The sequence below is a fragment of the Micromonospora sp. USAFONa4 genome (assembly GCF_057197825.1).
Genome location: NZ_CM170072.1, coordinates 1918658 through 1930986, shown reverse-complemented (window position 1 = coordinate 1930986; position 12329 = coordinate 1918658). Strand labels below are relative to the sequence as shown.

10 protein-coding genes and 2 tRNA genes are annotated in these 12329 nt (G+C 72.3%); 8 read left to right on the top strand and 4 right to left on the bottom strand.

The features are described 5' to 3' along the window. Positions 1-37: 37 nt before the first annotated feature. On the bottom strand, positions 38-3250 hold the full coding sequence (locus AC0OO9_RS08010) for an Hsp70 family protein (protein ID WP_484516659.1): 3213 nt from the start codon (positions 3248-3250) through the stop codon (positions 38-40). A gap of 106 nt (positions 3251-3356) precedes the next feature. After that, on the bottom strand, positions 3357-4223 hold the full coding sequence (locus AC0OO9_RS08005) for a sigma-70 family RNA polymerase sigma factor (RefSeq protein WP_484516658.1): 867 nt from the start codon (positions 4221-4223) through the stop codon (positions 3357-3359). 146 nt (positions 4224-4369) lie between these two features. Between AC0OO9_RS08005 and AC0OO9_RS08000 the strand changes: the two genes are divergently transcribed. Further along, positions 4370-4834 carry a carboxymuconolactone decarboxylase family protein gene (locus tag AC0OO9_RS08000; RefSeq protein ID WP_484516656.1) on the top strand — a complete coding sequence of 155 codons (465 nt, stop codon included), beginning with the start codon at positions 4370-4372 and terminating at the stop codon, positions 4832-4834. Positions 4835-4904: 70 nt separating this feature from the next. Here the strand turns inward: AC0OO9_RS08000 and AC0OO9_RS07995 are convergent, their stop codons facing one another. After that, on the bottom strand, positions 4905-5324 hold the full coding sequence (locus AC0OO9_RS07995) for an ASCH domain-containing protein (RefSeq protein ID WP_484516654.1): 420 nt from the start codon (positions 5322-5324) through the stop codon (positions 4905-4907). A 100-nt stretch (positions 5325-5424) separates the two neighbouring features. On the opposite strand from AC0OO9_RS07995, the gene AC0OO9_RS07990 reads away from it, so the two are divergent. Together AC0OO9_RS07990 and AC0OO9_RS07985 are read left to right on the top strand one after the other, a co-directional pair. After that, on the top strand, positions 5425-6669 hold the full coding sequence (locus AC0OO9_RS07990) for a TolB family protein (RefSeq protein ID WP_484516653.1): 1245 nt from the start codon (positions 5425-5427) through the stop codon (positions 6667-6669). A 56-nt stretch (positions 6670-6725) separates the two neighbouring features. Next, positions 6726-7316 (top strand): P-loop nucleotide/nucleoside kinase family protein, encoded by a 591-nt coding sequence (locus AC0OO9_RS07985; protein ID WP_484516651.1) that lies wholly within the window; start codon positions 6726-6728, stop codon positions 7314-7316. A 152-nt stretch (positions 7317-7468) separates the two neighbouring features. On the opposite strand, the gene AC0OO9_RS07980 is transcribed toward AC0OO9_RS07985, so the two are convergent. After that, positions 7469-7542, bottom strand: a tRNA-Gly gene (locus AC0OO9_RS07980). Positions 7543-7722: 180 nt separating this feature from the next. Between AC0OO9_RS07980 and AC0OO9_RS07975 the strand changes: the two genes are divergently transcribed. From AC0OO9_RS07975 to clpX, 5 genes are all read left to right on the top strand, one after another. Next, positions 7723-7796: transfer RNA gene (locus tag AC0OO9_RS07975), tRNA-Pro, on the top strand. A 136-nt stretch (positions 7797-7932) separates the two neighbouring features. Continuing rightward, positions 7933-9279 carry a trigger factor gene (gene tig, locus AC0OO9_RS07970; protein WP_132239241.1) on the top strand — a complete coding sequence of 449 codons (1347 nt, stop codon included), beginning with the start codon at positions 7933-7935 and terminating at the stop codon, positions 9277-9279. A gap of 169 nt (positions 9280-9448) precedes the next feature. Continuing rightward, positions 9449-10090 (top strand): ATP-dependent Clp protease proteolytic subunit, encoded by a 642-nt coding sequence (locus AC0OO9_RS07965; protein ID WP_091628855.1) that lies wholly within the window; start codon positions 9449-9451, stop codon positions 10088-10090. A gap of 10 nt (positions 10091-10100) precedes the next feature. Beyond that, the gene (locus AC0OO9_RS07960) at positions 10101-10763 is read left to right on the top strand and encodes an ATP-dependent Clp protease proteolytic subunit (RefSeq protein ID WP_132239239.1); all 663 of its coding nucleotides are present in this window, start codon (positions 10101-10103) and stop codon (positions 10761-10763) included. Between the two features lie 218 nt (positions 10764-10981). Then, positions 10982-12277, top strand: coding sequence for an ATP-dependent Clp protease ATP-binding subunit ClpX (clpX, locus tag AC0OO9_RS07955; protein WP_132239237.1), 1296 nt, complete (start codon positions 10982-10984; stop codon positions 12275-12277). Positions 12278-12329 lie beyond the last annotated feature (52 nt).

The window sequence follows — 12329 nt, the reverse complement described above, 5'->3', positions numbered from 1 at the left end:
CTATATAGATCCATCTGAATGCCTGTCGGGGTGTCGGCTACCCGGCGAACCGGTAGAGCACGAATCCGTACGGGGACTCCGCCCCGGCGTCCCCGCTCTGCCTGCCGGCACCGCAGGCGATCACGCTGGTGTTCCACGAGCACGTGTCGCTGCGTACGTCCGCCAGCTGGCCCAGCTCGGCCACCTCACCCGAGCCCACCGACAGCCCGGCGACGCTGCGGTCGTCCTCGATCGAGCTGGGCGGGTCGGCGAGGAGCAGCAGGTTGCCCCCGTCGAGCCGGACCGCCACCCCGCGACGGTCGGCGAGCACGGCGCGCCCGTCGGGGCCGAACAGCGTGCCGGCCGACTCCGGGGTGGTCCGCCGGGCGAGCAGGTGCTCGCCGAGCGGCACGAGCCGGGTCGCCCGCGGCGCTCTCCACCGGCTCACCTTCTCCTCGGTGGCCGCCACGACCTCGGTGGTCTCGTCGTCGCCGCCGGTCACCTCCAGCAGGCACGCCCGCCGCTCGCCGCAGGGCACCAGGGCCTCCGGGCGGCGCTTGTCGTCCTCGGCCGTGTACAGCACCTTCGGCTGGGCGTCGCTCGTCAGGTCGTACGCGAGCAACTGGTAACCGGCGTCGTCGCGGGCCACGTAGAGGCGGTCCTCGTGCGCCACCACCAGGTCGTCGTGGTCGGCCACCCCGGCGCGGGTGCGGACCACCCGGCCGCTGCCCATGTCGACCAGTCGGACCGACCGGTCCGCGCCCACCTGCACGATCCGGTCGACCTCGCCGCGCCAGGGATCGCGCGGGGAGCCGTCGAGGAAAGCCGGGCCGCCCAGGGCCTTGTCGGTGGTGACCGGGTGGACGCTGGTGCGGGTGTTGTCGTACTCGTCGCGCGGGCTGGGCTGCGACCAGGCCTCCCCGCCGTCGCCGAGGCGCAGCCCGACGAGCCGCTTCCCGGCGCGGTCCACCTGCACCGCGACGCCGTCGCCGAAGATCACGTCGTCGTTGCCCAGGATCGACCGGCGCCACCGCTGGTCGCCGGAGGCGCCGTCGAGCAGCACGAGGTCCCGGGGGGTGTCGTCGCCGATGGCGTCGGCGAAGACCGCGACCGCGCCGGGCAGGGCGACGATCCCCTTCCACCGCTCGGAGGACGCCGCGGTCTGCCTGCGCCACTTCACCGCGCCGGTGCCGGCGTCGACCGCCACCACCTCCAGCCGCCCGTCGCCGAGCGGATACCCGAGGTAGGCCCGCTGCCCGAGGAGCGCGGTGAACATGTCCGCCGGTCGTTCCGTGCCGGCGGGCACCCGGGTCAGCTGGTCGACGGTCCGGAACTCCAGGGCGGGATAGCGGTCGCGGGTCAGGTACAGCACCGCCGCCGTCGCCACGCCGGCGAGCGCGAGCACGGCGGCGAGCGAGACCCACAGCGCCCGGCGTCGGGGGAGCGCCGACCCACTCCGGCCGCCGCCGGGCGACGCCGACACCGGCGTGCCGGAGACGGGTACGCCCGGCCATGCCCCCGCAGGACCACCTTGGGGTACGCCCGGCGGTGCGTAGGCTGCCGCGCCGCCCGCCGGTGCGCCCGAGGCCGGGGCGGCGGCCGGAGTCCCCGGCGATGCGTACGGTGCCGCGCCTTCGGCCGGTGCGCCCGACGGGCCAGCGGCCGGCGCCCACGGCGGCGCGAACGGTGACGGGCCTGCGCCGGGCGGCGCGAACGGCGACTGGCCCGCGCCCGGCGGTGCGAACGGGTCGGCCGGTGCCGGTGCGGCGGGCACGGTCGGGGCGGTCGACTGCCCGGCGACCATGGTCGGCGTCAGCCCGGCGGGCAGGGCCGGCGTGACACCCTCCGGTCCGGCGACGGCCGTCGGCGTGGGGGCCGGGCCGGCGGGCACGGTCGGCACACCGCCGTCGTGGCTGCCGACGCCGTCCCCTGGCGCGGCGGGCGCGTGCGGCGAGCTGTCGGCAGATGCGGGCTGCGCCGGCACGGCGGGCGGTGCCGGTGCGAGGGCCTGTGGCGCGGGTGCGGGGGCCTGCGGTGCCGGCGCGGCGGGATCGGGCGGTGGTGCTCCGGCCGGCTGCGCCGCAGCGGGAGGTGGCGCGGGTGCGGCGAAGGCGTCGGCGGCCCGGGCGCGCCGGGGCAGGGGCAGGTCGGTCAGCGCCCCCTCGGCCACCGGCAGCTCCGGCTGCTCCAGCACGGTCGGGGCGATGCCCAGCTCGGCGTGCAGCAGCCGGGCCACCATCGGCATCCGGGTGGCGCCACCGACCAGGAAGAGGCCGGAGAGCTGCTGCGGGTCGAGACCGGCCGCGCCGATCACGTCGCGGGTCACCGCCACCGCCCGGCCCAGCAGCGGCCCGGCCACCCGCTCCAGGTCGGCCCGGGTGAGCGTGACCGCCGCCTCCACCCCCGGCACGGCCACCGGCGCCGCCGGCACCCGCGACAGCATCTCCTTCGCGCCCCGGACGTTCTCCCAGAGCTCGTGCCGCTCCCGCCACTGCGTCGCGGACTCCGGGCGGGTCAGCCGCTCCCACCGCGCCGGATGCGCCTCGGCCACCAGTTCGCCGAGCCGACCCAGCAGGGCGGCGTCCACGTCCAGGCCACCGAGGTCGTCCGCGCCGCCCGCGGTGACGACCGTGAACCCGGAGTCGCCCCACGGGTCGGCGCCCTCGTTGCGCAGCACCGCGACGTCCAGCGTCCCGGCGCCGAAGTCGAAGACCGCGATCGTCCCGCCCACCGGCACCGGGCGGCGCAGCACCTGCGTGTAGTAGCGGGCGGCGGCCACCGGTTCCCGCAGCAGCCGGGTGCCCGGCGGCGTGGGACCGGAGAGCGTGTGCTCTGCCGCCGACGGCCAGCCCGCCGTCGCCAGGGCGTCGGCCAGCACCTGGCGGCGGGCGGCGTCCCAGGTCGCCGGGCACGTCAGCACCGCCGGGGGCAGGAACCCGACCGCCTCGACGGCCGCCCGGGCCACCGCGTGCAGCGTCGCGGCCAGCAGTTCGGCCGGCAGGTACCGGCGGTCACCCAACACGACGGCGGGCTCGTCGATGCGCCGCTTCGGGTTGGGCTCGTACCGGCCCGGATCGGTGCGGGCCAGCCGCTGGGCGTCCCGGCCGGCGTGCAGCAGCCCGTCCACGTCGGCGTACACGCCGGAGGGGATGATCGGCTGGCCGTCCACGAGCAGTGCTCGGGTGTGCCCGTCGGGTCGGCGCAGCACGGCGACGGTGTGGGACGTGCCGAGGTCGACGCCGAGGGCGTACCCCTCGTGCTGGCCTGCCATCTGCCGTTACCTCCGCGGGACGAGGGGATGCCCGGCCCCGAATCGTACGCAGCAGCCGCACCAGCGCCGATCGCGCCCTGACGTGCGACTCAGGCGGCGCGGACCGTCACCCGACGACCAGGTCCAGGCCGGCGATCTGCTCGGGGTCGGCGACCACCTCGATGCCGAGGATCCGGTCGGTCACCACGAAGCTGAGCACCAGGCGGGTACGGCCGTCGACGAGCACCACCGCTCCCGGCGCGCCGTCCACGAACGCCGGGACCGCCCCCTGCGCCTTGCCGGAAAAGAAGCTGGCGACCGTGGCCGAGCCGCGTGCCTCGCCGGCCCCGCCCATCCGCACGGCCGCCGCGTCGGAGCGCAGGACGACGTGCGGGTCGAGCAGGGTGAGCAGGTCGTCGAAGCGCCCCTCGCGGGACGCGGCGAGGAACGCCTCGACGGTCCCACGCTGCCGGGCCCGGTCGGCCTCCGGCGCCGGCGACCCGCCCTGCACGCGCCGGCGGGCCCGGCTGGCGATCTGCCGTACGGCGGCCGGGCTGCGGTCGACCACGGGCGCGAGCTCGTCGAAGGAGACCGCGAACATGTCGTGCAGCACGAACACGAGCCGCTCGGTGGGGCCGAGGGTCCGCAGCACCACCTCCAGCGCGCGCCCGACCGACTCCGTGAGCATCGCCTCCCGCTCGGGGTCGGCCTCGCCGTCTCCGGGCGTGGTCGACTCGTCGGCGGCCACGTCGGCGGGCCGCTCGTGCCGCGCGGCGCTGGAGCCCAGCCGGTCGAGGCAGACCCGCCCGACGGTGGTGGTGAGCCAGCCCGGCAGGTTCTCGATGCCGTCGACGTCGGCGCGGCTGAGCCGCAGCCAGGTGTCCTGGACCGCGTCGTCGGCCTCGGCCCGGGAGCCGAGCATCCGCTGGGCCACGGAGCGCAGCCGTTGGCGCTGCTCCTCGAAGCGCTCGGCGAGCAGGTCGGTGTCGCTCACGGCATCGCCATCCCGGTCGGCCTCCGGCCCTCGTGTGGTCCGGGTCACATCTGTCACGTCGCCCCTCCGGCTGTCGACAGCAGGGTGACGAAGAGGAAAGCGCTGCGGCGGGGGCGTCGGCAGCGTAACAGGAAGGACGGCACACGATGTCCGTACAGGCCCGTATGCAGAACCCCGCGACCCTGCTTCCCGACGCGGTGAAGGCGATCAATCTGCTCTACAAGGCGGCCCACTCGGCCGGGGTCCCGGGGAGCACCCTGGAGCTGGTCCACCTGCGGGCCAGCCAGATCAACGGGTGCAGCGCCTGCCTCGATTCCGGTGCCCGCAACGCCCGGAAGGCGGGGGAGACCGAGGAGCGGCTGTTCGCGCTGGCCGCCTGGCGGGAGACGCCGTACTTCACCGACGCCGAGCGGGCCGTACTCGCGCTCGCCGAGTCCGCGACCCGGCTCGCCGACCGGGCCGACCCCGTGCCCGACGAGGTGTGGGACGAGGCCGCCCGGCACTTCGAGGAGAAGGAACTGGCCGCGCTGGTGCTCTGGCTCGCCACCACCAACTTCTTCAACCGGTTGAACGCCACCACCCGCCAGCCCGCCCCGCAGAACTGGGGCTGAGCGGGCGACCGACCCGGGCGTACGGCGCGCGCCGCCGCACGCCCGGGTCGCCGCGTATGGCAAGGGGCGCTCAGGCGGTGTGCACCAGCCGGAAGCGTTCGAGCAGCACCGCTGTGTCGTCGTCGACGGTGAAGCCCGGGTCGCCCAGCTCCGCGCGAACCTCCGCGCTGTGCCAGAACGTCTCGTGCCCGGCCCGCCACTGCGCCACCGACTCGTACCCCTCGCCCTCGTCGAGGGCGTGCGGCAGGTCGACGTCGCCGAGCCGGACCACACGTACCTCGGTCACCTCGATCACCGCGACCCGCCGGCCCGCCGAGTCGACCACCGCCGAGCGCTCACCCACCTCGGGCATCGGCTCGTCCGTCCGCTCGTAGCCGAGCACGAGGCTGGACGTCGACGTCTTCGCACCGGACAGGATCGCGGCCACCAGCTGGTCCCGCAGCGGCCCCGGAAAGGCGAACTCCGCAGGAGGAAGATCATCAAGTTCCACGTCCGAAGGGTACGCGCCGGCGCTGCCCGGGGCGGTCGGGTTTTCGCCGACGACGTCGGCATCCACCGATGCCTGGCCCCGGCTCCGGTCTAATGAACCCATGCGCATGCGCCGAGCGTCGACCGTCGCGACCTTCCTCGCCGCGGCGGCCACTGCCCTCGTCGCCACCCAGACGCCCGGCTGGCTCGCTGCGCAGCGCGACGCGGCCCCCGCCGAGGCCGTCCCCAGCCGCGTACGGGACCCGTGGCTGTGGCAGGCGACCGTGGGGCAGCACCCGGTGGGCCCGGCCTCGGTGCTCTTCTTCACCGCGCACACCCGCTACTTCGAGTCCACCGGGGTCGTGATCGGTCGGGCCGGCGGCTACCGGCTGTTGCCGATCAGCGTGGGGGAGACGCACGGGATGCTCTCGCCCGACGGCAGGTGGTACCTGCGTGCCGGCACCGGCAGCCTCGTCGACCTGCGGACGGGCGAGGAACGGCCCGCGCACCGGCCGGGCCTGCGCCCGCTGGCCTGGTCCCCGCACGGCAGGCAGGTCCTGTTCACCAGGGACAACGACGACACCGTGATCACGTACGGGCCGGACAACCAGCAGCTCAACGACCCGTCGAAGCCCGACGACGTGCTCACCGTCGACCCCTGGACCGGAACGGAACGGGTGCTGCCGGTCGGCACGTTCGCCAGCCACAGCGCGGCGGCCTGGTCGCCCGACGGGTCCCTGCTGGCCGTGGCGGGCCGGGTCGACCCGACCGCGGAGGCTTCCGAGCGGGAACGGCTGGTGGTGGTCGACCCCGTCGCGGGCGGGGTGCGGTGGCAGGTCGAGCTGGGCGAGCAGCGGCAACTGGCTGGCCGGGGTGCCTGGAGCCCCGACGGCCGACGGATCGCCGTGCTGGCATACGACGGCTGCGCCACCAACCGGTGCGCCGACACCGCCGAGACGCTCCGGCGCTCCTGGCGCATCGAGTATCTCGACGCGGCCACCGGCCGCCCGGTCGGCGACGCCACCCCTGTTTACGGCTCAGCAGTGGAGCTGGTCGCCTGGCGGAACGGCGAACCGGTGGTGGAGCGCCAGTCGCAGGAACCGGACCTCGCGAAGCGGCACACCGTTCTCGCGGCGGTCTCCGCCCAAGGTCGGGAGCAGGTGCTGCTGACCGCCCCGGAGGGCGTCGGCGACGTCGAGGTGCCCGGGGACCTGCTGGCCCGGGCCGCGTACGGGGGCCCGGAGCCGCGTCCGTCTCCGTTCGCCGCGCCGCCGTGGTGGTACGCCACGCTCGCCGTACCGCTGCTGCTCTTCGTCCTGGCACTGGTACGTCGGCAGCGTCGCCGCCGAGGTTCTCGGCACTCGTGACCTCAGGGAACTCTGGGCCCGTCGACAGCCGGCTGGAGCTTTGGCACCATCGGCGGGTGCTCGGAAGGGACAGGCCGGTGGTGGTTGCCGTCTGCGGATCTCCCGGAGCCGGAAAGACCACGGTCGCCATCGCATCGGCGCGCCGCCTCGGGCTACCGCTGCTGACCCGGGACGAGGTGAAGACCGGCCTCGGGCTGTCCTCCGCTTCCGTCATGCCGGGTGGCGACGTCCAGCTCGATTCCGATTTCCACATCGCCGGTGGTCCCTTCAGCCTCCGCGCCGAGGCCGTGATGGCCGACACGGCCCGGCTGTTCGCGATCGCACGGGTGAGTTTCGTCGTGGAGTCCTCGGTGTTGTCGCACACCTTGCTCGATGCGCTGATCACGTGTGGCGCACGAGTCCTCGCTGTGCACGTCGTGGCCGACGAGGCGGTGATCCGCGATCGCCTCCGTGCCAGAGCGGTCAGCGGCGCGGCTGTCGACCAACAGCTCGAATCCCAGTTCCAGCGAGGCGAGTTGAAGCGGTCGATCTTCGAGCCGCCGGACGGAGTCGACGCCGTCGTCGAAGTGGACACCTCAGACCACGGGGATCCGGTCATCGAACCCATCGAGGCAGCGGTCGTCGCCCTGCTTCGGTCGTCGCCCTGACCGTACGTTCCGGTCCAGGCCGGATCGGACCTTGAAGCGGAACGTGGAGCCGCCGCTGCTACTGGCCCGCCAATGGCACGCGAGATCAGAGAGAGCTGAGACGAGAGCGGCCCAGGCTCTGCGGCAACGCCGCTGACCTGGGCCGGTACTACTGGAGCGGGCGACGAGAATCGAACTCGCACCGTCAGTTTGGAAGACTGAAGCTCTGCCATTGAGCTACGCCCGCGTGCACCCCGCCATCGCAGGGCGCGCCGACAGCGTACCGAATGACCCGCGTGCTCCGCGCGGCCGTATCCCCGGCGGGCTGGTGTCGGAGCGTCGGATGTCCGGTTGGTCCCCCTTCGGCGCGTTGAGGGACGCCCCGGGACTTCCGGCGGGTCGCGACGGCATAGACTGCTCGTCGCCACGGGGTGTGGCGCAGCTTGGTAGCGCACTCGCTTTGGGAGCGAGGGGCCGTGGGTTCAAATCCCGCCACCCCGACTGTCGTCCGCGGCCGGTCGCCGGGGTCGCCCTCTGTGCGGTCCCCGGCCGCTGCCGGTGCGTCCGGCCGGCTCGCCTACACTCGATGGGCTTATCACGCCCAGACTAAAACCGAGATCCGTCAAGGAGTACGCCTGTGAAGAGCACCGTCGAGACTCTGAGCCCGACGCGCGTGCGGCTCGCCATCGAGGTGCCGTTCGTCGAGCTCGAGCCGAGCCTCAGGAAGGCGTACCGGGAGATCGGGCAGCAGGTCCAGGTGCCCGGCTTCCGCAAGGGCAAGATTCCTGCGGCCGTGATCGACCAGCGGGTCGGCCGGGGCACCGTCCTCAACGAGGCGGTGCAGGAGGCCATCCCGCAGAACATCCTCGCCGCCGTCCGCGAGCACGACCTGAAGACGCTCGGCCGTCCCGAGGTCGAGATCACCGAGTTCAACGACGGTGACTCGCTGAACTTCACCGCCGAGGTCGACGTCCGCCCGGAGATCACCCTGCCGGACCCGGCCACCATCGAGGTGACCGTCGACGAGCTGCAGATCGACGACAGCGAGATCGACGAGCAGGTGAAGAACCTGCGCGAGCGGTTCGCCACCCTGAAGACCGTCGAGCGGGCCGCCCAGGAGGGCGACTACGTCCAGATCGACCTGAACGCGACCGTCGACGGCGAGGACGTGCCGGGCGGCTCCGCCAGCAACATCTCCCACGAGGTCGGCAGCAAGCAGCTCCTCCCGGGCCTGGACGAGGCCGTCGTCGGCCTGGCCGCCGGCGAGGACACCAGCTTCACCACCCAGCTCGTCGGCGGCGACTTCGCCGGCCGTGACGCCGAGGTGGCGGTGACCGTCCGCACGGTCAAGGAGAAGGAGCTGCCGGAGCTCAACGACGAGTTCGCCCAGATGGCGAGCGAGTTCGACACCATCGAGGAGCTGCGCGGCGACCTGCGGGAGCGGGTCACCCGGGGCAAGCGGGTCGAGCAGATCTACGCCGCCCGCGACAAGGCGCTGGAGCAGATGGTGGCCGCCGCCGAGGTGCCGGCGCCGGAGGGCATCGTCCGCGAGGAGGTCGAGAGCCGCAAGCAGGCGATGGTCGACCAGCTCGAGCGGATCGGCGCCTCGCTGGAGGAATACCTCGCGGCCGAGGAGAAGACCGAGGAGCAGATCGACGCCGAGCTGACCGAGGCGGCGACCGAGGGCGTCAAGGTCCAGCTGCTGCTGGACACCCTGGCCGACGCCGAGGACGTGCAGGTCTCCGACGACGAGTTCGGCCACGAGATCGTGCACCGGGCCCAGCGCGCCGGGATGGCTCCGCAGCAGTACTACGACCAGCTGGTCCGCTCGGGCGCGGCCGGTGCCGTCTTCGGTGACGTGCGGCGGGGCAAGGCCCTGGCCTCGGTCATGGAGCGCATCAAGATCAAGGACTCGGCTGGCAACGAGGTCACCCTCGACGCGCTGCGCGCCGAGAACGAGGCCGAGCACAACCACGAGCACTGACAGTGCGGGGAGGCCGCCGTCCGCCGCCTGCGGTGGACGGCGGCCGATTCCCTTTTCGGGTACGCCTCGGCGGTACTGCGCTGATAGCGAACACTGCCCGGACCGGCGCTCTGCCATCCGGCTGAGCGGTTAGTGTCGGGTAGGACGGTACGGAGAGCGAAGGGCTGCCATGACCGACATGCACATCCAAGCGAAGCCGCTCCGGGCGATCGATGCCCGCGGTGGCGACACCATTGGCAACCTCGACGACTCGGTCTACAACCGGTTGCTCAAGGAACGCATCATCTTCCTGGGCAGCGAGGTGACCGACCAGGTCGCCAACCGCATCTGCGCGCAGCTCCTGCTGCTCGCCGCGGAGGACCCGGACCGCGACATCAACCTCTGGATCAACTCGCCGGGCGGTTCGGTCTACTCCGGCATGGCGATCTACGACACCATGCAGTTCATCGACAACGACGTCTCGACCGTGGCGATGGGCATGGCGGCGTCGATGGGTCAGCTGCTGCTCTGCGCCGGCACCAAGGGCAAGCGCTACGCCCTGCCGCACGCGCGGATCATGATGCACCAGCCCTCCGGCGGTCTGGGCGGCACCGCGTCCGACATCGCCATCCAGGCGGAGCAGATGCTCTACACCAAGCGGATGTTCCAGGAGCGGGTCGCGCACCACACCGGTCAGAGCCAGGCGCAGATCGAGGCGGACTCCGACCGCGACCGCTGGTTCACCGCCCAGGAGGCCCTGGACTACGGCTTCATCGACAAGGTGATCATCGGGGCCGCCCAGGTTCCGGATGGCGCCGGGACCCTGAGCTGAGGAGCTGACGATGACCGACCTGAGCCTGCCGCCCCAGTTCGCGGCCGTGCACAACCGCTACGTCCTGCCGTCGTTCGTCGAGCGCACGTCGTACGGGGTCAAGGAGTCCAACCCCTACAACAAGCTCTTCGAGGACCGGATCATCTTCCTCGGCGTCCAGGTCGACGACGCGTCGGCCAACGACGTGATGGCGCAGCTGCTGACGCTCGAGGGCACCGACCCGGACCGCGACATCATCATGTACATCAACTCGCCCGGCGGTTCGTTCACCGCCATGACGGCGATCTACGACACCATGCAGTACGTCCGGCCGGACATCTCGACGGTCTGCCTCGGCCAGGCCGCCAGCGCGGCGGCCGTGCTGCTGGCCGCCGGCACCCCGGGCAAGCGGATGGCGCTGCCGAACTCGCGGATCATCATCCACCAGCCGGCCACCGAGGGCGGCTACGGGCAGGGCTCGGACATCGAGATCCAGGCCCGGGAGATCCTGCGGATGCGCACGCAGCTCGAGGACATGCTCTCGCGGCACTGCAACCAGCCGATCGAGAAGGTCCGCAAGGACATCGACCGTGACAAGATCATGACGGCCGAGGAGTCCAAGGAGTACGGGCTGGTGGACACCATCCTCACCAGCCGCAAGAAGGGCCTGCTGGCGGCCAACGCCGCCAGCTGAACAGCTCGGGTCGCGGTCGGCCGGGAGTCCGCTCCCGGCCGACCGTCTGACACACCCGTTTTGGGGGTCGGAGAAACCCCCGCCAGCGGGTAACGTCGGGTCTGTGCCGCTCCACCGGTACGCCGGCGGGGTGGACGAGCGGGGTGAAACGAGGCGGACGCTTCCACGTCCGCAGGCGAGGGCCGGGTCTCCGGCCGACGAGTGCAGGGAGAACGTAGGTGGCACGGATCGGTGACGGCGGCGACCTACTTAAATGCTCGTTCTGCGGTAAGTCGCAGAAGCAGGTCAAAAAGCTCATAGCGGGCCCCGGGGTCTACATCTGCGACGAGTGCATCGATCTCTGCAACGAGATCATCGAGGAGGAGCTGGCCGAGTCCGGCGAGGTGAAGTGGGAAGAGCTTCCCAAGCCGATGGAGATCTGCCAGTTCCTCGACACCTACGTCGTCGGGCAGGACCAGGCCAAGAAGGCGCTCGCCGTCGCGGTCTACAACCACTACAAGCGGATCCAGGCCGAGGCGGCCGGCGCGCCGGGCTCCGGCAGTGACGCCGTCGAGCTGGCCAAGTCCAACATCCTGCTGCTCGGCCCGACGGGGTGCGGCAAGACCCACCTGGCGCAGACCCTGGCGCGGATGCTGAACGTGCCGTTCGCCATCGCCGACGCCACCGCGCTCACGGAGGCCGGCTACGTCGGCGAGGACGTGGAGAACATCCTCCTCAAGCTGATCCAGGCCGCCGACTACGACATCAAGCGCGCCGAGACCGGCATCATCTACATCGACGAGGTCGACAAGATCGCCCGTAAGTCGGAGAACCCGTCGATCACGCGGGACGTCTCCGGCGAGGGCGTCCAGCAGGCGCTGTTGAAGATGCTGGAAGGCACGGTGGCCAACGTGCCGCCACAGGGTGGGCGCAAGCACCCCCACCAGGAGTTCATCCAGATCGACACCACGAACGTGCTGTTCATCTGCGGTGGTGCCTTCGCCGGGCTCGACCAGATCATCGAGGCCCGCACCGGCCACGGCGGCACGGGCTTCGGCGCCCGGCTCCGGTCGGTCTCCGAGCGGTCGACCGATGACATCTTCAGCCAGGTCATGCCGGAGGACATGCTGAAGTTCGGCCTGATCCCCGAGTTCATCGGCCGGCTCCCGGTGATCACCAACGTGCGCAGCCTCGACCGCACCGCCCTGGTGCGCATCCTCACCGAACCGCGCAACGCCCTGGTGAGGCAATATCAGCGCCTCTTCGAGCTCGACGGCGTCGAGCTGGAGTTCGAGCCGCCGGCCCTGGAGGCGATTGCCGACCAGGCGATGCTGCGCGGCACGGGCGCCCGCGGCCTCCGGGCGATCATGGAAGAGGTCCTGCTCTCCGTGATGTACGAGGTGCCGAGCAACCCCGACGCCGCCCGGGTGCTGATCACCCGCGAGGTGGTGCTCGAGAACGTCAACCCGACGATCGTTCCCCGCGAGTTCACGGGCCGGCGTGCCCGGCGGGACCGCGAGGAGAAGTCGGCCTGATCCACCGCCGCCGCGCCCGACCGCTCCGGTCGGGCGCGGTGTCATGTCCGGC